21 protein-coding genes are annotated in these 21797 nt (G+C 73.8%); 8 read left to right on the forward strand and 13 right to left on the reverse strand.

Translation table 11 applies throughout. The annotated features are described in order from the left end of the window. Positions 1-50: 50 nt before the first annotated feature. Positions 51-629 (forward strand): Uma2 family endonuclease, encoded by a 579-nt coding sequence (locus tag ACFW1A_RS08980; protein ID WP_380406597.1) that lies wholly within the window; start codon positions 51-53, stop codon positions 627-629. Here the strand turns inward: ACFW1A_RS08980 and ACFW1A_RS08985 are convergent. From ACFW1A_RS08985 to ACFW1A_RS09005, 5 genes are read right to left on the reverse strand one after another with little or no spacing between them, the layout of a single operon-like run. Continuing rightward, complete coding sequence (locus ACFW1A_RS08985) at positions 623-1732, reverse strand: threonine aldolase family protein (RefSeq protein ID WP_380406599.1); 1110 nt, start codon at positions 1730-1732, stop codon at positions 623-625. The genes ACFW1A_RS08980 and ACFW1A_RS08985 overlap by 7 nt on opposite strands. Positions 1733-1750: 18 nt before the next feature. Then, positions 1751-2419 carry a response regulator gene (locus ACFW1A_RS08990; RefSeq protein ID WP_380406601.1) on the reverse strand — a complete coding sequence of 223 codons (669 nt, stop codon included), beginning with the start codon at positions 2417-2419 and terminating at the stop codon, positions 1751-1753. After that, on the reverse strand, positions 2416-3720 hold the full coding sequence (locus ACFW1A_RS08995; RefSeq protein WP_380406603.1) for a sensor histidine kinase: 1305 nt from the start codon (positions 3718-3720) through the stop codon (positions 2416-2418). The genes ACFW1A_RS08990 and ACFW1A_RS08995 overlap by 4 nt, the downstream gene beginning before the upstream one ends. A 48-nt stretch (positions 3721-3768) precedes the next feature. Further along, positions 3769-4587: an ABC transporter permease gene (locus ACFW1A_RS09000; RefSeq protein WP_380406605.1), complete on the reverse strand. Its 819-nt coding sequence runs from the start codon at positions 4585-4587 to the stop codon at positions 3769-3771. Continuing rightward, on the reverse strand, positions 4584-5522 hold the full coding sequence (locus ACFW1A_RS09005) for an ABC transporter ATP-binding protein (RefSeq protein ID WP_380406607.1): 939 nt from the start codon (positions 5520-5522) through the stop codon (positions 4584-4586). Before ACFW1A_RS09005 ends, ACFW1A_RS09000 begins: the two co-directional genes overlap by 4 nt. A 456-nt stretch (positions 5523-5978) precedes the next feature. Between ACFW1A_RS09005 and ACFW1A_RS09010 the strand changes: the two genes are divergently transcribed. Beyond that, positions 5979-7793, forward strand: coding sequence for a glycosyl hydrolase family 18 protein (locus ACFW1A_RS09010; RefSeq protein WP_380406609.1), 1815 nt, complete (start codon positions 5979-5981; stop codon positions 7791-7793). A gap of 73 nt (positions 7794-7866) precedes the next feature. On the opposite strand, the gene ACFW1A_RS09015 is transcribed toward ACFW1A_RS09010, so the two are convergent. Together ACFW1A_RS09015 and ACFW1A_RS09020 are read right to left on the reverse strand one after the other, a co-directional pair. Next, positions 7867-8655: a VOC family protein gene (locus ACFW1A_RS09015; protein ID WP_380406611.1), complete on the reverse strand. Its 789-nt coding sequence runs from the start codon at positions 8653-8655 to the stop codon at positions 7867-7869. A gap of 170 nt (positions 8656-8825) precedes the next feature. Beyond that, entirely contained in the window at positions 8826-9356 is a 531-nt protein-coding gene (locus ACFW1A_RS09020) for a MarR family winged helix-turn-helix transcriptional regulator (protein WP_380406613.1), read from the reverse strand. A 113-nt stretch (positions 9357-9469) separates the two neighbouring features. On the opposite strand from ACFW1A_RS09020, the gene ACFW1A_RS09025 reads away from it, so the two are divergent. The 4 genes from ACFW1A_RS09025 to ACFW1A_RS09040 all read left to right on the forward strand — a co-directional run bounded on the left by ACFW1A_RS09025 (position 9470) and on the right by ACFW1A_RS09040 (position 13960). Next, a complete protein-coding gene (locus ACFW1A_RS09025) occupies positions 9470-10756 on the forward strand; it encodes an MFS transporter (protein WP_380406615.1) in 1287 nt (428 codons plus the stop codon). Positions 10757-10821: 65 nt separating this feature from the next. Continuing rightward, positions 10822-12393 (forward strand): dolichyl-phosphate-mannose--protein mannosyltransferase, encoded by a 1572-nt coding sequence (locus ACFW1A_RS09030; RefSeq protein ID WP_380406618.1) that lies wholly within the window; start codon positions 10822-10824, stop codon positions 12391-12393. A 71-nt stretch (positions 12394-12464) separates the two neighbouring features. Then, the gene (locus ACFW1A_RS09035; protein ID WP_380406636.1) at positions 12465-13184 is read left to right on the forward strand and encodes an ABC transporter permease; all 720 of its coding nucleotides are present in this window, start codon (positions 12465-12467) and stop codon (positions 13182-13184) included. Positions 13185-13375: 191 nt separating this feature from the next. Next, positions 13376-13960, forward strand: coding sequence for a TMEM165/GDT1 family protein (locus ACFW1A_RS09040; protein ID WP_380406638.1), 585 nt, complete (start codon positions 13376-13378; stop codon positions 13958-13960). A 7-nt stretch (positions 13961-13967) separates the two neighbouring features. Here the strand turns inward: ACFW1A_RS09040 and ACFW1A_RS09045 are convergent, their stop codons facing one another. After that, complete coding sequence (locus ACFW1A_RS09045; RefSeq protein ID WP_380406620.1) at positions 13968-15053, reverse strand: peptidoglycan-binding protein; 1086 nt, start codon at positions 15051-15053, stop codon at positions 13968-13970. Between the two features lie 176 nt (positions 15054-15229). Between ACFW1A_RS09045 and ACFW1A_RS09050 the strand changes: the two genes are divergently transcribed. After that, positions 15230-17284, forward strand: a complete 2055-nt coding sequence (locus ACFW1A_RS09050; protein ID WP_380406622.1) for an MFS transporter — start codon at positions 15230-15232, stop codon at positions 17282-17284. A gap of 5 nt (positions 17285-17289) precedes the next feature. On the opposite strand, the gene ACFW1A_RS09055 is transcribed toward ACFW1A_RS09050, so the two are convergent. From ACFW1A_RS09055 to ACFW1A_RS09065, 3 genes are all read right to left on the reverse strand, one after another. Further along, positions 17290-18816 (reverse strand): DUF2207 family protein, encoded by a 1527-nt coding sequence (locus tag ACFW1A_RS09055; RefSeq protein WP_380406624.1) that lies wholly within the window; start codon positions 18814-18816, stop codon positions 17290-17292. Continuing rightward, a complete protein-coding gene (locus tag ACFW1A_RS09060; RefSeq protein ID WP_380406626.1) occupies positions 18816-19376 on the reverse strand; it encodes a LemA family protein in 561 nt (186 codons plus the stop codon). Before ACFW1A_RS09060 ends, ACFW1A_RS09055 begins: the two co-directional genes overlap by 1 nt. Positions 19377-19471: 95 nt before the next feature. After that, positions 19472-19720 carry an SCO4226 family nickel-binding protein gene (locus ACFW1A_RS09065; RefSeq protein ID WP_380406628.1) on the reverse strand — a complete coding sequence of 83 codons (249 nt, stop codon included), beginning with the start codon at positions 19718-19720 and terminating at the stop codon, positions 19472-19474. Between the two features lie 143 nt (positions 19721-19863). On the opposite strand from ACFW1A_RS09065, the gene ACFW1A_RS09070 reads away from it, so the two are divergent. Next, positions 19864-20319 carry a MarR family winged helix-turn-helix transcriptional regulator gene (locus ACFW1A_RS09070; RefSeq protein WP_380406630.1) on the forward strand — a complete coding sequence of 152 codons (456 nt, stop codon included), beginning with the start codon at positions 19864-19866 and terminating at the stop codon, positions 20317-20319. On the opposite strand, the gene ACFW1A_RS09075 is transcribed toward ACFW1A_RS09070, so the two are convergent. Continuing rightward, entirely contained in the window at positions 20288-21127 is an 840-nt protein-coding gene (locus ACFW1A_RS09075) for an ECF transporter S component (RefSeq protein ID WP_380406632.1), read from the reverse strand. The two genes, ACFW1A_RS09070 and ACFW1A_RS09075, sit on opposite strands and share 32 nt — an antisense overlap. Then, a partial coding sequence (locus tag ACFW1A_RS09080; RefSeq protein WP_380406634.1) for an ATP-binding cassette domain-containing protein occupies positions 21124-21797 on the reverse strand: 674 nt, incomplete at its 5' end. The genes ACFW1A_RS09080 and ACFW1A_RS09075, both read right to left, overlap by 4 nt.

Consider the following 21797-nt stretch of genomic DNA (forward strand, 5'->3'; position numbering starts at 1 on the left):
GTCCCGATACGCTGGCAGCGTCGGCAAGGATCACCGCCATGGGAGGAACCATGACTGCCGTACCCGACTGGATGATCCCTCCGGCCGAGGGCTTCACCGCCGAGGATCTCGACCGCCTGCCCGACCTCCCGCCGCACACGGAGTTGCTCGACGGGAGCCTGGTTTTCGTGAGTCCGCAGAAGTACTTCCACTCGCTGGTGATGTACCTCCTCGAAGCCGGTCTGCGAACCGCGGCACCGGAGAGCGTGCGGGTGGCCCGCGAGATGACGGTGCGGCTCGGACAGTTCGACCGTCCGGAGCCGGATCTCGTGCTGATCCGGGCGTCTGCCGCCTCGGGCACCCACCAGGAGACCGGCTTCGAGGCCGAGGACGTCCTGCTCGCGGTCGAAGTGGTCTCCGCGGAGTCCGTGCGCCGGGACCGCGAGATCAAGCCGCCCAAGTACGCCCGGGCCGGGATCCCGCACTTCTGGCGGGTGGAGGAGGACGAGCGGGGCCGCCCCGTGGTGTACGTCTTCGAGTTGGAGCCGGCCGGTCAGACGTACATCGGGGTCGACGTCTGCCACAACCGGCTCAAGGTCACCGAGCCGTTCCCGATCGACATCGACCTCACCGCCATCGACCGCTACTGAGCGGCCGCCAGCTCCAGGAACCGCCGGCCCACCGCCACCACGTCCTCGGCGGTCCACGCCATCGCCTGCTCGCGGGTCTGGACCTCCATCATGGACAGGCCCGGGGCCACCTCGGTCCAGAAGCCGGCGAACCAGGTGCCCTCGGTCTCGGCGAGGTGGAGGTTGGCGGCCTCCAGGGCCTCGGCCGGGTGGGGGAGGTAGAGCTGGAACTCGTGGGTCTGCGGCGGGGCGGGGTTGACCCGGGCCCCGGGCAGGGTGAGCAGGGCGTCGGCGACCAGGGCGGCCTGCCGGGTCCAGTCGGGGACCCGGGGGAGGGCCCGGTCCAGTCCGGCCAGCGCGCCGAGGGCGGCGGGCCAGTTCTGCCAGACGGTGCCGCCGTGCCGGTGGCGCCAGGCGCGGGCGTAGCCGGCCAGGGCCGCGTCACCCGCCAGCGCGGCGCCGTGGATCGCGCCCAGGGTCTTGTAGAAGGAGACGTAGACGCTGTCGGCCAGGCCGGCGATCTCGGTCAGTGGGCGGTCGAAGTGCGGGGTGCAGTCCCACAGTCGGGCGCCGTCGAAGTGCACCCGGGCGCCGGCCGCGCGGGCCGTGTCCACCACCGCGACCAGCTCGTCCCAGTCGGGCAGCAGGAACCCGGGGTCGCGCAGCGGCAGTTCGACGGTCGCCGTGCCGTACGGCTCGCGCACCGCGGCCAGCTCCTCGGCGGTGAACGGCCGGGTCGTCTCGGTCGGCCAGAGCCCGCGCAGGCCGGTCAGCTGGCTGTAGGCCTGCCGCTCCCAGCGCTCCAGGTGGCTCATCGGGTGCAGGGCGACCGCCGGGCGCCCGGTCAGCTCGGCGCCGTAGCGCAGCGCCACCTGCTGGGCCATGGTGCCGGTGGGGAAGAAGACCGCGTCCTCGGTGCCGAGCAGCTCGGCGACCCGCTGCTCCAGCCGGGCGACCGGGCCGCCGGTGGCGTAGCGGTCGGGCAGCTCGTCCAGCCCGTACTCCGGGCCGAGGTCGGCGAGCTCGGTCAGCCGCTCGCGGACCGTGCGGGGCTTCTCCGCCCCCAGGACGCGGTGGCAGGTGCGCAGCGCCCGGCGGCGGCGGGTGGGCAGGTCGTCGGTCATCCGGTGATTGTGTCCCGCTCAGCTGGGCCGGACCAACCGGTTTTCGTACGCGAAGACCACCGCCTGCACCCGGTCGCGCAGGCCGAGCTTGAGCAGGATCCGGCTGACGTGGGTCTTCACGGTGGCCTCGGCGAGGAACAGCTCGGCGGCCACCTCGGCGTTGGACAGGCCCCGGGCCACCTGCGCCAGGACGCTGCGCTCGCGGGCGGTGAGGGCCTCGACGGCGGCCTCGCCGCCGCCGGCCGAGGTGCCGTTCGCGGGCAGCTGGGAGGCGAACTGGTCGAGCAGCCGGCGGGTGATCCGGGGCGCCACCACCGCGTCGCCGGCCGCCACGCTGCGGATCGCGCTGAGCAGCTCCGCGGGCTGGGCGTTCTTCAGCAGGAAGCCGGAGGCGCCGGCCCGCAGCCCGGCGAAGGCGTACTCGTCCAGGTCGAAGGTGGTCATGATGAGCACCTTGGTGTCGGGGGAGTCGTCGACGATCCGCCGGGTGGCCTCGATGCCGTCCATGCCGGGCATCCGCACGTCCATCAGCACCACGTCGGGGCGGTGCTCGGCGGCCAGCCGCACGGCCGCGGCGCCGTCGTCGGCCTCGCCGACCACCTCCAGGTCCGGCTGCGAGTCCAGCACCAGGGTGAAGGCCACCCGCAGCAGGGGCTGGTCGTCCACCAGCAGGACGCGGACGGTCATCGGGGATCCTCCAGGCGGTCGGGGTCGAGGTCGAGGGTGGCCGCCACCCGCCAGCCGCCGCCCGGCAGCGGGCCCGCGGTCAGCTCGCCGCCGTAGGCCGCGACCCGCTCGCGCATGCCGGCCAGGCCGTGGCCGCCGCCGGTCGCCGAGCCGGTCGCCGAGCCGGCCGCCGGGACCGTCGCCCGGCCGTCGTCGCGCACCTCGACCCGCACCGAGCCGGGCACGCAGGCCACGGTCACGGCGGCCCTGGCGCCGGGCGCGGTGTGCTTGAGGGTGTTGGTCAGCGACTCCTGGACCAGCCGGTACACGGTCAGTTGGGCACCGGGCGAGACGCCGGCCGGGCCGCCGGTCAGGGTCAGCTCGCAGGGCAGGCCGGCCGCCCGGACCTGGGCGACCAGGCCGTCCAGCGCGCCCAGGCCGGGCTGCGGGTGGCGCAGCGCGTCCGGCTCGTCGGCGCGCAGCACGCCGAGGAAGCGGCGCATGTCGGTGAGCGCCTGGCGACCGGTCTCGGCGGACTGGCGCATCGCCGCGGTGGCCTTGTCGGGCGCGTGCGCGCTGGCGTAGACCGCCCCGTCGGCCAGCGCCACCATCACCGAGAGGTTGTGGGTGACGATGTCGTGCATCTCGCGGGCGATCCGGCTGCGCTCCTCGGCGACCGCGAGGGCGGACTGCTGGTCGCGCTGGCGCTCCAGCTCCCGGGCCCGCTCGTGCAGGGCGGACAGCTTGGCCTGCCGGGCCCGGGTGTTGAGGCCGAGCAGGGCGGCGGCGGTGGTGGCGCCGGACAGGAAGAAGGCGACCCGCAGGTACAGCCAGAGCGGGTCGATCTGCAGGTAGGGCGGCGCGGTGTTGACCACGGCGAGCAGCAGCACGCCGAGTTCGGCCACCAGGTAGGCGGCCAGCGTCCAGCGGGTCGAGCTGCGCGCGGCCACCGTGTAGAGCGCGACCAGCACCACGAAGTCGGCCGGGAACGGCGCGCGGCCGGCGAAGGCGATGACCAGCCACTGGACGAAGGCGATCAGCGCGATGGCCCCGAAGACGGCCAGCGGGGCCCGCCGCCGCCAGGTCAGCGGCAGCACCAGGGCGGCCTGCAGCGGCCACTCCCACCAGTCGGGGTGCACTCGGCTGTGCACCCCGGCGGTCACCAGCAGCAGCAGCACCGCGCCGACCCCGTCCAGCACGGTCGGGTGCCGCTCCCAGAGCCGGGCCGCCCGCGGCAGGGCCGAGCCCCGCAGCACGCCCAGCGGGCGCGCGGCGGGGCTCGGCCCGGGCAGCGTCGGGTGGGTGGCGGGCGCGGAGGTCATTGCGCCATTGTGCAACGTCGTCGCGTCCACCGGACCCACCCGCGTCGGTCAGGCGTCCCGGCGGCGCAGCACCAGGGCCGCGCCGGCCATGGCCACGACCACGTAGCCGCAGAGCAGCCCGAAGCCGGCCCACGGCGCCATCTCGTTCGGACCCCGGCTGATGTGCATCAGCGCGGCGCCGGCGTTGCTGGGCAGGTACGGGACCACGTGGCTCTGCCAGTCGGAGGGCAGCGCCTCGCTCACCAGCGGCAGCACCAGCAGCAGGCCGAAGACCGCGGCGATGCCGCCGGCGGTGTTGCGGATCAGGGTGCCCAGCGCCACCGCGAGCAGGCCGATCGCGGTCAGGTACAGGCCGGTGCCGAGCACCACCCGGAGCACCCCGGGCGCCCCGATGGTGGTCTCGATGTGCTTGCCGGACAGGATCGCCTGGCCGAGGAAGAAGGCGACCAGCGCCGAGGCGGTGGCCACCACCCAGGCCACCGCGCCGAAGACCAGGGTCTTGGCCCAGAGCACCGGCAGCCGCTTGGGCACCGCGGAGAGCGAGGCCCGGATCATCCCGGTGGAGTACTCGCCGGTGACCGACAGGACGCCCAGCACGCCGAGCGCCATCTGCGCGAAGAAGTAGCTGCGCAGGCTGTGCTCGGCCGGGGTGAAGTCGGCGTGCTCGCGGGCCGGCAGCCGGTCCCAGTGGCTGACCACGGCCCAGCAGAACAGCGCGCCGAAGCCGATGGTGAGCACCGCGGCCACCGCCAGGGTGATCCAGCTGGAGCGCAGCGAGCGGAACTTGATCCACTCGGCGTGCACCACCCGGGGCAGCGTGAGCCGGGCGGTGCCGGCCTGCTGGGACGTGAAGACCGTGCTGCTCATGCCACCTGCTCCTTGACCCGCTCGGCCGGTGCGACCACGGCCTCGTACTCCACGGCGTCCTTGGTCAGCTCCATGAACGCCTCCTCCAGCGATGCCTGGCGCGGCGTCAGTTCGTAGAGGACCACGCCGTGCTCGGCCGCCAGCCGGCCGACCGCCTCGCTGTCGGTGCCGGTGACGGTGAGCACCTGCGGCTCCGCCTCGGCGGTCACCTCGGCCCGGCCGGCGAGCAGTTCGGTCAGCCGCTCGGCCTGCGGGGTGCGGACCCGGACGCCGCCCTGGGAGGCGCTCGCGGTGAACTCGGCCACCGAGGTGTCCGCGATCAGCCGGCCGCGGCCGATCACGATCAGGTGCTCGGCGGTCAGCGCCATCTCGCTCATCAGGTGCGAGGAGACCAGCACCGTGCGGCCCTCGGCGGCCAGCGCCTTGAGCAGGTTGCGGATCCACAGGATGCCCTCGGGGTCCAGCCCGTTGACCGGCTCGTCGAGGATCAGCGTGGCGGGGTCGCCGAGCAGCGCGGAGGCGATGCCCAGGCGCTGGCCCATGCCGAGCGAGAACCCGCCCGCCCGCTTGCGGGCCACCTCGCGCAGACCGACCAGGTCGATCACCTGGTCGACCCGGGAGCTCGGGATGCCGTGCGTGGCGGCGAGCGCCAGCAGGTGGTTGTAGGCGGAGCGGCCGGTGTGCACGGCCCGCGCCTCCAGCATCGCGCCGACCTCGCGCAGCGGGGCGGGGTGCTCGGCGTAGCGGCGGCCGTTCACGGTGGCGTGGCCGGCGCTGGGCGCGTCCAGACCGAGCAGCATCCGCATGGTGGTGGACTTGCCGGCCCCGTTGGGGCCGAGGAAGCCGGTCACCACCCCTGGGCGGACGGTGAAGCTCAGGTCCGAGACTGCGGTTCGGGTGCCGTAGCGCTTGGTGAGGCCGACGGCTTCGATCATCTGGGGTCCTCGGGCGAGGGAGTGGACGGGTGGGACGTCCACCACGCTAGGCAGCGGGGGCGGTCCGCATCGAGCGGCTGAGGTCGCACGCTCCGGGGTGGCGGGTGCGACGCGAGATGCAGCCCGGGTACGACTTAAGACGGACCTTGATTCGCCTGCGGAGGTTTAACCGCAGCTCAGCGCTGGAGCCTCGGTGGGGCGAACCTTAACGCTGACTCAAGTGTGCCGCACCGCACTTGACGCCCCCTCTGGTCTAGTCCATTTTAATCCGCAGGTGCAGGGAGCCCCTGAGCCGGCGCCCGCGGCCCCAAACCGCCGGCGCCGGTCCAGGGGAGCTCCGCGCCCACCGCACGCTGCACGACCCCTTTCTGTCATGCCCAGGTCCACTCGGGTCCCACCCCGAGCGGCCGGCCCACCCCGGGCATGCCGGCCCCCACACTCAGGAGTCACGCAACCATGCTCACTCGCTCGATCGCCGCCGAGCCCACGGAGAAGGGCGGCAAGCGCCGCCGCTCCAAGGGCGTCGCGGCCCTCGCCCTGGGCACCGCCGCCTCGCTGCTGCTCGGCGCCTCGCTCGCCCTGACCTCCGGCGGCACCGCCAACGCGGCGGCCACCAACACCACCGGCGCGCAGGCCACCAGCGGTGGCCTCAAGGTCGCCTACTTCGACCAGTGGTCGGTGTACGCCAACGCGTACTACCCCAAGACAGCCCAGGACACCGGCGTCGCCGGGAAGCTGGACTACATGATCTACGACTTCGCCAACATCAACCCGACCACGCTGCAGTGCTTCGAGGCGACCAAGGCGGCCGACACCAACGACGCCAACCCCAACGCGGGTGACGGCGCCGGCGACGCCTTCGCCGACTACGAGAAGTCGTACGGCGCGGACATCAGCGTGGACGGCCAGGCGGACGTCTGGAACCAGCCGATCGCGGGCAACTTCAACCAGCTGAAGAAGCTGAAGGCGAAGAACCCCAACCTCAAGATCCTGCTCTCGATCGGTGGTTGGACCTACTCCAAGTTCTTCTCCGACGCGGCGGCGACCGACTCCTCGCGCAAGGCGCTGGTCTCGTCCTGCATCAACATGTTCATCAAGGGCAACCTCCCCTCGGACGCCGGCTTCGGCGGCCCGGGCTCGGCGGCCGGCATCTTCGACGGCTTCGACCTGGACTGGGAGTACCCGGGCGGCGGCGGCCACACCGGCAACCACTCCTCGCCGGCCGACAAGCAGAACTACACGGCGCTGCTCGCCGAGTTCCGCTCCGAGCTGGACGCCCAGGGCAAGGCGGACAACAAGACCTACGCGCTGAGCGCGGCGGTCGGCGCCGGCCAGGACAAGATCCAGAACTACGAGACCGACAAGATCGGCCAGTACCTCACGTTCATGGACGTGATGACGTACGACATGCACGGCGCCTGGGACGCGACCGGCCCGACCAACCACCAGGCCGCGCTCTACTCGGACCCGAACGACCCGATGACGCCGGTCTCGCCGGGCACCTCCAAGTACTCGATCGACGAGGCGATCAAGGCCTGGACGGTCGGTGACCCGCAGTACGGCATCCCCGGCGGCTTCCCCGCCAAGAAGATCAACATGGGTGTGCCGTTCTACTACCGCGGCTGGACCGGCGTGCCGGCCGGCAGCAACCACGGCCTGTTCCAGAGCGCGACCGGCCCGGCCACCGGCGCCGCCGACTCGGGCAACGTGAACGGCATCCGGATGTTCAAGGAGCTCAACGGCTTCGTGGACAACCCGTCGTACACCTACTGGGACGACACCGCCAAGGCCGCCTGGTTCTACGACGGCACCACCTTCTGGAGCGGTGAGAACGCCCAGTCGATCCAGGCCAAGGCCGACTACCTGCACTGCAACGGCCTGGGCGGCTCGTTCGCCTTCTCGCTCTACGACCTGGGCACCCAGACCGGCCTGTTCGACACCATGGTGAACGCCACCAACGGCTCGGCCGCCAACTGCCCGGCCCCGCCGACCTCGTCGTCGCCGACCACGCCGGTCTCGACCCCGCCGGTGACCAGCCCGCCGGTGTCGACCCCGCCGGTCACCACCCCGCCGGTGACCACCCCGCCGGCCTCGACCCCGCCGGCCGGCACCTGCACCGCGCCGAGCTGGAACGCGAGCACGGTGTACGCCACCGCCGGCACCAAGGTCTCCTGGAAGGGCCACAACTACACCAACAAGTGGTGGACCACCAACGAGGACCCGACCCTGAGCGGTGCCTGGGGCGTGTGGACCGACAACGGTCCCTGCTGACCCGCCCGCACGGAAAGCCGCCGCGGCCCCGGAGCGCTCACGCTCCGGGGCCGCGGCCCGTCCGGACCGTCCGTCAGGACTCCTCGGGCATCTCCGGCTTGATCACCCAGAAGGCGCCGCCCTGCGGGTCGGCCAGGCCGGCCATCCGGCCGACCGGGGTGTCCATCGCCGGGATCAGCAGCGCACCGCCGGCCCGCACCGTGGCGTCGACCGTGCTGTCCACGTCGTCCACCGCGAAGTAGACGGCCCAGTGCGGCGGGGTGCCCGCGGGGTGGTTCTCCAGGCTCTGCGCACCGCCGACCACCTTGCCGGCCACGTTCAGGCCCAGGTAGGTCTCCATGCCCTCCATCGGGATCATCTCGATGCCGAGGGCGGCGGCGTAGAAGGCGGTGGCGGCCTTGGTGTCCGTCGTGTTGAGCTCGTTCCAGATCAGCGCGCCGGCCTCGTTGACCACCTGGGCGCCGAAGAAGTCCACCGGCTGCCAGACGCCGAAGACCGCGCCGGTGGTGTCCGTGGCCACCAGCATCCGGCCCGTGGTGCCGACGTCCATCACCGGGAAGAGCAGTTGGCCGCCGGCCTCGGTGATCCGCACCGCGGCGGCGTCCGCGTCGTCGGTGGCCAGGTAGGTGGTCCACACGGTGGGCGGGGGCGGGTTGTCGCCCATCGCCATCGCCGGTCCGATGCCGGCCACCGGCTTGTCGTTCAGGGTGAGCACCGCGTAGCCGCCGAACTCCTCGGGGCCCTTCTCGCCCTGCCAGCCGAACAGGTCGCGGTAGAAGTCGATGGCGGCCTGCTGGTCGGGGGCCATCAGGTCGACCCAGCACGGCGTGCCGGGGGTGTACGGGTTGCTGACCACGGGCATGGGTGTCGCCTCCAGGGGGCGGGAGTGGTCCGGACCGACGCACGCGCGTCGAAGTCCCTCAGCACTCACCCTGCCGTCGGCCACCCCCGCCCGCCACTCAACGACACGCCAACACCACCGGACGGGCCGGTGACCGCCGCGCACCGGCCCGGTGGCCGCGGCGGCCCGGGTCAGGCCTGTTCGTCCTCGAGCCGGCGCAGCATCCGACCGAGCAGGCCGGAGAGCAGGGTGCGCTCCTCGGCGCCGATGTCGCAGAGCAGGTCCTCCTCGAAGACCGCGGCCATCCGCATCGATTCGAGCCACTTGTCGCGGCCGTCCTCGGTGAGCTCGATGATCACCCGGACCCGGTTGGCCTCGTCCCGCTCCCGGGTGACCAGGCCCTCGGTCACCATCCGGTCGATCCGGTGGGTCATCGCGGCCGGGGTCAGGCCGAGCCGCTTGGCCAGCTCGCCCGGGCCCAGCCGGTAGGGGCTGCCGGCCACCACCAGGGCCTTGAGCACCTCCCACTCGGCGCTGGTGATCCCGAGCACAGTCAGCTGTCGCGAGTAGGCCACGCCCATCCGCCGGGAGACCCGGGAGAGCGAGGAGACGATGGTCTCCACCTGCGGGTCCACGGTGGGGAACTCCCGCTGGTAGATGGCCACTTGTTCGGCGATGTCGAGCTCGCCGGCGTCCTGGCCGCCCGGCTTGGGTGCAGTCATGGGCCCAGTCTCCCACGATCCCTCGGCCGGTTAAGACTTTGACGAAATATTGTTTCGCCTCTTAGAGTTTAGCTCTGAAGTCTTCCGAGTTGAAGTGAGAAGGGGTGTCCCCGATGAAGAAGCAGAGGTACGGTGCGGGCGGCACCCTGCGCCGCGTCCAGCTCGGCAACGCGCTCAGCGCCTTCGGCAGCGGCTTCACGCTGCCGTACATGTTCGTGTACGTGGACCAGGTGCGCGGGCTGGGTTCGCTCGCCGCGGGCATGGTCTTCACCGTCTTCGCGCTGGCCGCGCTGGTGGTGCTGCCGTTCGCGGGCCGGGGCATCGACCGGTTCGGGCCGCGCCCGGTGCTGCTGGCCGGCTGCGCGCTGGCCGCCACCGGCGCCTTCGCCTTCGGGCAGGCGGGCGGAACGGCCGGGCTGCTGGTGGCCTCGTTCCTGTTCGGCGGCGGGGTGACCACCTGCCAGCCGGCACTGGCCACCATGATCGTGCGCTGCTCCACCCCGAAGACCCGCTCGCACGCCTTCGCGCTGCAGTTCACCCTGGTCAACCTCGGCATGGGCATCGGCGCCCTGGTCGGCGGGCAGATCGTGGACGTGGCCGAGCCGGCCAGCCTGACCCGGCTGTTCACCATCGAGGCGCTCACCTTCCTCGGCCTGGCGCTGGTCACCGGCACCGCCCGGATCCCCGGACCGGCGCCGGTCCTGGTGGGCGACGGTCCGGCGCCCAGTGCGCTGCGGGCGCTGCGGGCGGACAAGGCGATGCTGCGGCTCTGCCTGCTGGCCGGGCTGATCTTCTTCACCTGCTACGGCCAGTTCGAGTCGGGCGTCGCGGCCTTCGCCACCGACACGGTGAAGACCGCGCCGTCCACCCTGGGTCTGGCGATCGGGGCCAACGCGGTGACCATCGTGCTGCTGCAGATGATCATGGTGCGGATCACCGCCAAGCGGCGGCGGACCACCGCGATGGCCGCCACCGGCGTGGTCTGGCTGGGCGCCTGGGCGATGGCCCTGCTGGCCGGCCTGGTCCGCGGCGAGGCCGTGGCCGCCACGGTGGCGATCGTCTCGATCTACGTGCTGTTCGGCGTCGGCGAGTCGATGCTGGCGCCGACCCTGGGCCCGATCGTCGCCGACCTGGCCCCGGCCCGGCTGCTCGGCACCTACAACTCGGCCTTCGCGCTGGTGAAGCAGACCGCGATCGCGGTCGGCCCGGCTGTCGGCGTGCTGCTGGTCGGCTCCGGCACCTGGCCGCTCTACCTGCTCGCGATGACCGGCTGCACACTGCTGATCATCGTGCTGGCGCTGCGCCTGCGCGGCTCCCTCACGCCGGCCCAGGACAACGCCGCCGAGCCGGTGGGCAGCCCGAGCCCCGCGCCGGTCCGCGAGCTGCAGACGGCGGCATGAGAGGCTGACCGGGGAGATCGCCGGCACCCCGGCTCGGCGGTGACCGACGAGTCGACGGTGGGGCGATGGCAGAGACGGCAGTCATCGAGCGGCCGGTCGGCGGGGCGCACGCGGCCCCGGTGACCGGCCGCTCGCCGGTCCTGGACGGCCTGGCCGCCCGGCTGCCCTGGCTGGTCCGGTACGCGGGCTGGCTCGGGCCGCTGGCGGTGGCGCTGTTCGCCGGGGTGCTGCGGTTCTGGAACCTGGGCCACCCCAACGCCTTCGTCTTCGACGAGACGTACTACCCCAAGGACGCCTGGTCGCTGCTCCAGCAGGGGTACGAGGGCACCTGGCCGAGCAACGCCAACGAGCAGCTCCTCGCCGTGCCCCAGGTGATCCCGCTGGGCAGCGCGCCGGCCTTCGTGGCGCACCCGCCGCTGGGCAAGTGGGTGATCGCGCTCGGCGAGGCGGCCTTCGGCCTGCACCCGTTCGGCTGGCGGGTGATGGTGGCGCTGCTGGGCACCGTCACGGTGCTGATGCTGGCCCGGATCGGGCGGCGGCTGTTCGGCTCGACCCTGCTCGGGTGCACCGCCGCGCTGCTGATGTCGGTGGACGGCCTCCAACTGGTGATGAGCCGCACCGGGCTGCTCGACGGCGTGCTGATGTTCTTCGTGCTGGCCGCCTTCGGCTGCCTGCTGGTGGACCGCGACCGGACCCGGGAGCGGCTGTTCGCCGACGGGGTCGACGGGGACGCCGTGCGGCTGGGCCTGCGCCCGTGGCGGCTGGCGGCCGGGCTGCTGCTCGGCGCGGCCTGCTCGGTGAAGTGGAACGGCGCGCAGATCCTGGCCGCCTTCGGGCTGCTCACCGTGCTCTGGGACCAGGCCGGCCGGCGCCGGGCCGGCGCCCGGCGGCCGTGGCGGGCGATGCTGCGGCACGACGCCGGGCCCGCCTTCGTCTCCATGGTGGTGGTCGGGGCGCTCACCTACGTGGCCTCCTGGACCGGCTGGTTCGCCACCTCCGGCGGCTACGACCGGCAGTGGGGCGCGGGGCGGTCCGGCTTCGGCCCGGCCGCCTGGCAGGGCTGGTGGCACTACCAGTCGGAGATGTGGCACTTCAACACCACGCTGACCAGCCCGCACACCTACCAGTCCAACCCGTGGAGCTGGCTGGTCCAGGGCCGGCCGGTGTCGATGTACTGGCAGCCCGTCAGCACCGGGCAGCAGGGCTGCACCGCGCCGGGCGGCTGCACCACGCAGATCCTGGCGCTCGGCACCCCGCTGCTCTGGTGGACCGCCTGCTTCGCGCTGGCCTACCTGCTGTGGGCCTGGTTCTTCCGGCGCGACTGGCGCTCGGGCGCGGTGCTCTGCGCGGTGGCGGCGATCTACCTGCCCTGGTTCGGCTTCCAGCAGCGCACCATCTTCTCCTTCTACATGGTGGTGCTGGTGCCGTTCCTCTGCCTCGCGGTGGCCCAGCTGCTGGGGGCGCTGCTCGGGCCGCCCGGCTGCCCGCCGCGCCGGCGGGCCTACGGGGCGGCGGCGGCCGGCGGCATCGTGCTGGCGATCGTGGGCTGCTTCCTCTACTTCCTGCCGCTGTACACCGCGCAGGTGATCCCGATGACCGAGTGGCAGGACCACATGTGGTTCACCAGTTGGATCTGACGGTCCGGCAGCTGGGCGCGGCGGGCGGCGGCAACCAGCTGCTGCCGGTCACCCCCGCGCTCGGGGTGGCGATGGCGGTGCTGCTGGCCGCCGGGGTGGCGGTGGCCGGCTGGGGGCGGCTCGGGCACGGCAAGGACGTGCTGCGGGCCGGCGTGCGGGCGGTGGTGCAGCTGGCCGCCGTTGCCTCCGTGATCACCTGGGTGGTGCACTCGCTCTGGTGGACCGCGCTCTTCGTGCTGGTGATGTTCTCGGTCGCGGTGCGCACCGCCGGGCGGCGGATGACGGACGCGCCCGGCTGGTCCTGGGCCTGGGCGGCCGCGCCGATCGGCGCGGGGGTGCTGCCGGTGCTGGCGCTGCTGCTGGGCAGCCGGCTGCTGCCCTGGCAGGGCCTGTCGATCGTCCCGGTGGCCGGGATCCTGATCGGCGGCGCGCTGACCGCCACCTCGCTGGCGGGCCGCCGGGCGCTGGACGAGCTGACCCAGCGCCACGGCGAGGTCGAGGCGGCCCTGGCCCTCGGCTTCGAGGACCGGGACGCGCGGCTGGAGATCTGCCGCACCGCCGCGGCCACCTCGCTGGTGCCGGCGCTGGACCAGACCCGCACGGTCGGCCTGGTCACGCTGCCGGGCGCGTTCGTCGGGATGCTGCTGGGCGGGGCCTCCCCGGTGGCGGCGGGGGCGGTGCAGCTGTTCGTGCTGGTGGCCCTGCTGGCGGTGGAGGCGGTGGCGGTCGTGGTGGTGCTGGAGCTGGTGGGGCGGGGGCTGGTGCGGCGTCCGGTAGAGTGGAGGCGTTGAAGGGGAGTAGCCCTCCACCGGACCGTCGACATACTGGCCGCTCAGCGATGAGGGGCCCGGCGCCCGGGACACGTCACGACGTGTCGGCGAGACCTTCGGCCGCAGTGCTGTGACCACACCAGTGCTGCCGGGCCGAGGTCTCTTTTGCTCTTCGGGACTGGCCGGGCAGCCGCAACCGAGGGATTCTCGACCTGATGAGCCTGACCGTTTTCGCCGTGACCTTCGGCATCATCTTCCTGGCCGAGCTGCCGGACAAGACCGCGCTGGCCGCCCTGATGCTGGGCACCAAGTACCGCGCCGCCTACGTGTTCGCCGGTGTCGCGGCCGCGATGGCGGTGCAGGTGGGGCTGGCGCTGGTGGCCGGCAGCCTGCTGGCGCTGCTGCCGCACCGCTGGGTGGAGCTGGTGACCGGCCTGCTCTTCCTGGCCGGCGCGGTGATGCTGCTGCTGCACAAGCACGAGGAGGAGCCGCACGAGGCGAAGAAGCCCGGCTCCAACGGGTTCTGGAAGGTGGCCGGGGCCAGCTTCCTGGTGGTCGCGGTGGCCGAGTTCGGCGACCTGACCCAGATCATGACCGCCAACCTGGCCGCCAAGTACGCCGACCCGCTGTCGGTGGGCCTGGGCGCCTGGCTCGCGCTGTGCGCCGTCGGCGGGCTGGCGATCCTGGGCGGTCAGAAGCTGCTCAAGCACGTCCCGATGAAGGTGATCATCCGGGTCGCCGCCGCCGCGATGCTGGTGCTGGCGGGCGTGAGCATCGTCGGGGCGATCACGGGGTGACGGCGGGTCAGCAGGTCTTGCCCGAGGTCAGGGCAGCCCGGGTGGCGGGCGTGTAGGCGCCCCACTCCTCCTTGCGGAGCGAGTGGTTCGCCTGCTGGAAGTTGCTCACCGCCATCGCGGTGTCCCAGTCGTACTGGGCCGGATCCAGGCTGCCGGCGCAGCCCGCGGCGATCAGCTGCTGCTGCAGCGCGGCCAGCTCGGGGCCCGAGTAGCCCAGGCGCAGCGTCTGCGGCGGGCCGGTCGGCGTCGGGCTCGGCGTCGGGCTGGCGCTCGGGGTGGGCTTGGGGGCCTGGCTGGTCGGCGGGGCCGCCGTGGTCGGGGCCGGGGCCGGGGCCTTGCTCTTCGGGGCCACGGTCGGCTTGGCCGAGGTGGGGGCGGCCGAGCCGGTCTGCGCGGCGGCCGAGGGGGCGTCGGAGGCGCTGGGCTGATCGCTGGGGCTGGGGTCCTGGACGCCGGTGGGCTGCACCGGCAGTGCCGTGCGGTTGCCGTCGGCGCCGGGGGAGAGGGCGAAGGCCAGGCCGACGCCGAGCAGCACCACGCCGGCGCCGGCCGCGGCGACCAGTCCGGTGCGCCGCTGTCCGGACCGGCGGGCCGCGCGTCTGGACCGCGGCTCGTCGGTGGCGAGCGGGAAGAGGCCCAGCTCGCGCGGGGCGGCCGAGGGCGGGGCGGGCGGGAGCAGCATGGTGGTCTCGGCGGCCGGCGGGGCGGCGGGCACCGGGGGAGCCGCCGGCGGCTGCGGATGGCGCGGGGCGCCGACCGGCATCGGCGGGACCTGACCGTACATCGGCTGCGCCGCGGTCGGCACCGGCGGGGCCTGCGGCGGTACGGGGGGAGCCTGCGGCGGCACCGGCGGGGCCTGCGGCGGCTGTCCGGACGGTAGCTGGTACGGCACCGGCGGGGCCTGGTACGGCCCGGGGGCCTGCGGCGGCATCGGCGGCACCGGCTGCTGCTGCCCGGGGGCGGCGAACCGCGCGCCGGCGGGTGCCGCGGGCGCGTACGGGCGCACCAGCGGCGGACCCTCGACGTGCGGCATGACGGCGGTCTCGGTCAGATCGGGATCCGGCCCGGAGCCCGGCTGGTCGAATCCCGGCATGGGACCGGTCCTCCTGGAAGCGTCGGTGCGTCGAACGCGCCCGATTATGCAGCAGGACCTGTGCGGCCGACAGGCCCGCCCGGCTTACTAATGGCCCAACTGTCCATCACATATACGGACAAATCTGACACGATGAGGACGAGACACCGGACGGCGCATCACCTGGAGGCCCCCCGATGGCGGAACCGGCGACCGACACCGCACCGCTCGTCCCGCAACAGGCCCCGGTCCACAACCTCTGGGTGCCGATCAGCGCGCTGCTGCTGGCCCTGCTGCTGGCCGCACTGGACCAGACCATCGTGTCCACCGCGCTGCCCACCATCGTCAGCGACCTGGGCGGTCTGGAACACCTGTCCTGGGTGGTGACGGCCTATCTGCTGGCCTCCACGGCCGCCACCCCGCTGTGGGGCAAGCTCGGCGACATGTACGGCCGCAAGCGGTTCTTCCAGGCCTCCATCGTGATCTTCCTGGTCGGCTCCGCGCTGTGCGGCCTGTCGCAGAACATGGGCGAGCTGATCGGCTTCCGCGCCCTGCAGGGGCTGGGCGGCGGCGGGCTGATCGTGCTGACCCAGGCGATCGTCGGCGACCTGGTGCCGCCGCGCGACCGCGGCAAGTACCAGGGCCTGTTCGGCGCGGTCTTCGGCGCCACCAGCGTGCTCGGCCCGCTGCTCGGCGGCTTCTTCGTGGACCAGCTCTCCTGGCGCTGGGTCTTCTACATCAACCTGCCGATCGGCGCCGTGGCGCTGGTGGCGATCGCCGTCGTGCTGCACAGCGTCGAGGTCAAGCGCGAGCACCGGATCGACTACCCGGGCATCGTGCTGATCGCCTCGGTGGCCACCTGCTTCGTCCTGATGACCTCGCTGGGCGGGGTGACCTACGCCTGGGGCTCCTGGCAGATCATCGGCCTCGGGGTGCTCGGGGTGGTGCTGCTGGCCTGCTTCGCGCTGGTGGAGCGGCGGGCCGAGGAGGCGGTGCTGCCGCCGCGGCTGTTCCGCTCGCGCACCTTCAGCCTGGTCGCGGTGATCTCCTTCGTGGTCGGCTTCGCGATGTTCGGCGCGCTCACCTACCTGCCGACCTTCCTGCAGGTGGTGCAGGGCGTCTCGCCCACCATGTCCGGCGTGCACATGCTGCCGATGGTGCTGGGCATGCTGGTCACCTCGATCGGCTCCGGCCAGGTGGTCGCGCGGACCGGGCGCTACCGGGTCTTCCCGATCGCCGGCACCGCGGTGGTGACGGTGGGTCTGGTGCTGCTCTCCCGGCTCACCGAGTCCACCTCGACCACCGTGATGAGCCTGTACTTCCTGGTCTTCGGCCTGGGCCTGGGCCTGGTGCTGCAGGTGCTGGTGCTGATCGTGCAGAACTCGGTGGGCTACCAGGACCTGGGGGTGGCCACCGCCTCGGCCACCTTCTTCCGCTCGATCGGGGCCTCCTTCGGGGTGTCGATCTTCGGCACCATCTTCACCACCGGGCTGAAGGACAAGCTGGCGGCCGCGCTGAGCGGGGTGCAGCTGCCGCCCGGCTTCACCCCCGGCACGATCAGCTCCGACCCGCGGGTGGTGCACACCCTGCCGCCGGCCGTGCAGCACGGGGTGCTGCACGCGTACGCGGTCTCCATCTCCCAGGTCTTCCTGTACGCGGCGCCGGTGGCGGCGGTGGCCTTCGTGCTGGCGCTGTTCGTCCAGGAGCAGCCGCTGCGGGCCTCGGTGACGGCGCCGGACCTGTCCGAGTCGATCGGGATGAACCCGGTGGAGCGCAGTTCGGTGGACGAGATCGCCCGCGCGCTGGCCGTGCTGAACAGCCGGGAGGCCCGGCGCGACCTGTACCGGCGGATCACCGCCGAGGCGGGCCTGGACCTGCAGCCGGCCTCCAGCTGGCTGCTGCTGCAGATGCACCGGCAGGGCTCGGTGGAGCCGGCCGAACTGGCGGAGCGGCGGATCGTGCCGCCGGCCGTGGTGGAGGCCGCCGCCCGCGAGGTGGAGGGCCGCGGGCTGGCGAAGCGCAACGGGCTGCCGATGCGGCTCACCGAGGAGGGCGAGCAGCTCGCGCTGCGGCTGGTGGCGGCCCGTCGCCACCAGTTGTCGGAGCTGCTCGGCGACTGGGACGAGAAGCAGTTCGCCGACCTGGCCGAGCTGCTCACCCGGCTGAGCTCCCAGCTGTGCGGCGACCCGCAGGACCACCCCGACCCCACGCCGGCGGCGCACGTGCCGCACAGCGAGGGCCGGTCCTTCTGACCCCGCTACCCGCGGGCTCCGGCCGCCGCGGCGGCGCGCGCGACCGGCTGCGCGGTCAGCACGGTGCGGGTGGCCGGGCAGACGGTCAGGCGGACCGTGCTGCCCGGGGCGGGGGCGGGACGGCCGTACGGCAGGGCCCAGGCGGTGGTGCGGTCGGCGCGGCCGTCGTCCACCGCCAGGTGGTGCCCGGCCCGCCGGCCGAACCGCCGCTCCAGCCGGAGCACCTCGCCGACCACGACCACCGGCGGCCGGCGCCGCAGCCGGTGCAGGACCAGGTAGCCGACCGCGGCCGCGCCGGTCAGCACGATCGCCGCCGTCTCGGCGGGCAGCGGTCCCGGCCGGGTCAGCCCGTCGGCCAGGAAGCCGGCCCGGGCGCCGGCGGTGCCGACCGCGAGCAGGAGCAGCAGCGGCACGAAGAAGGTGCGCGACGTCAGCCGGCCGGCCAGCAGCATCGCCAGCACCAGGAGCAGGCACCAGCCGGCGCCCAGGACCGCCGCGGGTCCGGGACCGTCCGCCGGGTCGCTCGCGGCCCAGTCGGCCGAGCGGACCGCGGCGAACACGCCCGCCCCGACCGCGAGCAGCGCGAACGCCCCCGCGGTGCGCAGCAGTCGGGCGCCGTCGGCCCCGTACCCGGGCCACAGCGGCGGGTAGCCGATCCGCACCTCGCGCCACCGCCCGCCGAACTCGGACCAGACCCGGCGCTTGGAGCCCGCGTCGAAGCCGAGCAGCCGGCCGGCCGTGCTGGAGACGCCCAGCGCCGTGCCGTACGCCAGGTAGCGGTCCCAGACGGTGACCGCGGCCGGCGGCAGGCCGGCGAAGGCCTCGTGGGCGTGCAGCCACTGGCGCAGTCCGGCCCAGTGCCCGGCCCGGACCAGCCCGGCCGGGGTGGCCCGCTCGCCCACCGAGCGGGCCAGCAGCAGGCCCAGCGCACCCGTCGGCACGGCGCCGACCAGCACCGCCGCCCGCACCGGGTGGCCGCCGACCACCACGGCCAGGGCGGCCAGCGCGCCGGGCGCCAGGGTGCCCAGCAGCAGCCCGTTGACCAGCGACTGCGGCAGCCGGCGCCAAGACAGACCGCGGACCCGGGCCTCGGCGAGCACCTCGCGGCGCAGCGCGGCCTGCCAGCCGGCGGCCGCCCGGTCGGCCCGGAAGGCGATCGCGCCGATCGGCGCCCCGCCGCTGCGGGCCAGCGCACCCACCCGGTTCAGCACCCGGCGCTCGCAGGCGGTGGCGGACGGCAGTTGACGGCCCGTCAGGTGGACCGTGGTGGCTGCCGGGTCGTCGCCCGGCTGGCGCAGTTCGAGCACCCCGCGGGCCGCCAGGTCGAGCACGGTGGCGGCGGCCGCGTGGCGCACCCCGCGCCAGCCGGAGCCGAGCAGGCTGACCACGGCGGGCGACTCCGGCTCGGGCCCCAACTCCTGGGAGGCGGGCGCGGGGTGCACCTTGCCGTTGCGGGTGAGCAGCAGGGCGACGGCCAGCACCAGCAGCCAGAGGCCGGCCGCCGCGGCCGCCCCGAGCAGGACGGCGACCATCAGAAGGAGACCCGCACCGGGTCCTGCGCGGCGGCCCCGGCCTCGTAGTACTCCCTGGGCGCGTGCCCGCCCAGGCCCGCCACCAGGTTGGCCGGGAAGCTCTGCTGCGCGGTGTTGTAGCTCTGCACCGCGCTGTTGAAGAACTGGCGGGCGTAGGCGATCTTGTTCTCGGCGGTGGCCAGTTCGGACTGGACCACGGCGAACCGGCCGTCGGCCTTCAGCTGCGGGTAGGCCTCGCCCAGCGCCAGCAGCTTGGCCAGGCTGGTGGCCAGCGCGCCCTCGGCCGCGGCCCGGTCGGCGGTGCCCAGGCCCTCGACCGCGGCGGCCGAGCGGGCCGCCGCGACCGACTCGAAGGTGGCCCGCTCGTGGCCGGCGTAGCCCTCGGCGGTTTCCACCAGGTTGGGGATCAGGTCCAGTCGACGCCTGAGCTGCACGTCGATCTGGGCCCAGGAGGCCTCGGTCTGGTTGCGCAGCCGGACCAGCCGGTTGTAGACGCCGACCAACCAGGCCAGCAGCGCGACGAGCAGGACCGCTGCGACCGCGACGACGATGACACCCATGGTGCCGACACCCCCGTTGAACCGAAAACCCCTGTGTACTGGGGCTGATCCTAGAGGGCCGCGTCAATCGGGATTGACGGTGCTGCCGCGGGCGCTCAGACCGACAGGGGGACCGGGTGGATCTCGTCGGCGCGGTGGCCGGCGCGCTCGTGCACCCGCTGGACCGCCTCCATCGAGGGCGCCTCGGACAGGCAGTAGACGGTGCCCGAGTCCGGGTCCGCCCAGGCCTGCTTGAAGCTGACGTTCTCCTCCTTCTCGATCGCCAGGTCGGCCTGGTGGGCGGCGGCCAGGTCCTCGGCCGTGATCCCGGTCATCCCGTGGTGGACGTCCATGAAGGTGGCCATGGCAGTGGCACCTCCGTCCGCTCGCCGGCCCGGCATCGGTCGCCGGACCGTGGTCCTTCCAGACTGCGCCCGCCGCGGGCCCGGCGCGAGCTCCTGGAGTGAACGAGATATGCCGGCGGAGATGGAACAGTATTGTGTGGCGCATGACCGATATCCCGGCCGCAGAGCACCTGTGCACTCGGATCCGGCGCGCGGAACAGGCGCTGATGGCCCATCACGAGGCGGTGCTGCGCAGCTTCGGGCTCACCATGACCCAGTACACGGTGCTGCTCCGGCTGTCCCGGGAGGAGGGGCTCTCCGGGGCCCAGCTGGCCCGCGGGTGCGGGGTCAGCCAGCAGAGCATGGCCACCGTGCTGGGCACGCTGCAGGGCAAGGGACTGATCTCCCGGACGGTGTCGCCGGCGCACGCCAAGGTCCTGGTCACCGAGCTGACCGAGACCGGGCGGACCACGCTCAAGCGGGCCTACCAGGAGGTCGCGGAGCTGGAGACGGGGCTGACCCGGGCGTTCCGGCCGGCCGAGTACACGGTGCTGTGCGAGCTGCTGGAGCGGGCGACCTCGACGCTGGTCAGGCAGACCCGGCATCCGGCGACGCGCTGACCGGCTCGCCGGGCCCGGCGGGGGCCCGGAAGGCGGCGGGGGCGGCGAAGGCGGCCCGCCTTGTGGCCCGGCGCAGCGCGCGCAGCACCGGACCGCCGGCGGTCAGGCAGAGCACGGCGGTCAGCGCGGCCCGGGTCAGGTCCCAGCCCAGCGAGGTGGTCAGGCAGTACAGCACGAACCGCGGCAGGTTGGCGCCGAGCGGGTCGCCCGGCACGAAGGCGACCGCGCTGCCGAGGCCGCCGATGTAGGGCCAGCCCTGGAGGTTCATCACGGTGCCGTAGGCCACCGCGGCGAGGGCGCCGTACCCGGCCACCAGCAGGCGCTCGGCCCTGGTGCCGGCGGTGCCGGGCAGCAGCCCCGCACCCAGGCAGACCCAGCCCATCGACAGCATCTGGAACGGCAGCCAGGGCCCGACCCCGCCGGTGAGCAGTGCGGAGGCCGGCAGCGTGATCGCGCCCAGCACGAAGCCGTCGGCCGGGCCGAGCACCCGGCCGGCCAGCACCATCAGGAAGAACATCGGCTCCAGCCCCGCCGTGCCGGCCCCCAGCGGGCGCAGCGCGGCGCCGGCCGCCGCCAGCACGCCGAGCAGGGCCACCGTCTTCGGCTCCAGGCCGGCCTCGGAGATCTGGGCCACCAGCACGGCCAGCAGCAGCGGGAGCAGCAGGGCGAAGAGCCACGGCGCGTCGGCGGCGTGGCCGACCACGGCGGAGTGCGGCCCGGCCAGCAGCGGCCAGCCGAAGGCGGCCAGACCGACCAGGGTGACCAGCAGCAGGGCGAGCGCGGCCCGCGGCCCGAGGCGGCGGCTCATCCGGCGGCCCCTGCGCGCAGCGCGTCGGCAACCTGACGGACCGTCAACCAGGGTTCGGGGGCGAGGATCTTGGCCACCTGCGGGGCGTAGACCGGGGAGGCGGTGACCACCTCCGCGCACGGGCCGTCGGCGACCAGCTCGCCGTCGGCCAGCACCAGGGTGCGGTGGGCGAGTTCGGCGGCCAGCTCGACGTCGTGGGTGGCCAGCAGGATCGCGGTGCCGGTCGCGGCCAGGTCGGCCAGGATCGCCACCAGGCGGGCCTTGGCGGCGTAGTCGAGGCCGCGGGTGGGCTCGTCGAGCAGCAGCAGCCGCGGGTCGGCGGTGAGCACCACCGCCAGTGCCAGGGTGAGGCGTTGGCCCTCGGACAGGTCCCGCGGGTGGGCCCCGTCGGGCAGACCGGGGGCCAACCGTGCCAGCAGGGCGCGGCAGCGGCCGCGCGCCGCACCGGCATCGCGGTCGGCGGCGGCGCACTCGGCGGCGACGGTCTCGGCGCCGAGCAGGTCGCGCGGGTCCTGCGGGACCAGCGCGACCTGGCGCACCAGGTCGCGCGGGCGGGCGCGGTGCGGGGTGAGGGCGCCGACCCGGACCGTGCCCGAGCTCGCGGCGTGCAGGCCGGCCAGGGTGCCGAGCAGGGTGGACTTGCCGGCGCCGTTGCGGCCCATCAGTGCGG

Origin of the sequence: Kitasatospora sp. NPDC058965 (assembly GCF_042741245.1) — a bacterium.
Classification (GTDB): domain Bacteria; phylum Actinomycetota; class Actinomycetes; order Streptomycetales; family Streptomycetaceae; genus Kitasatospora.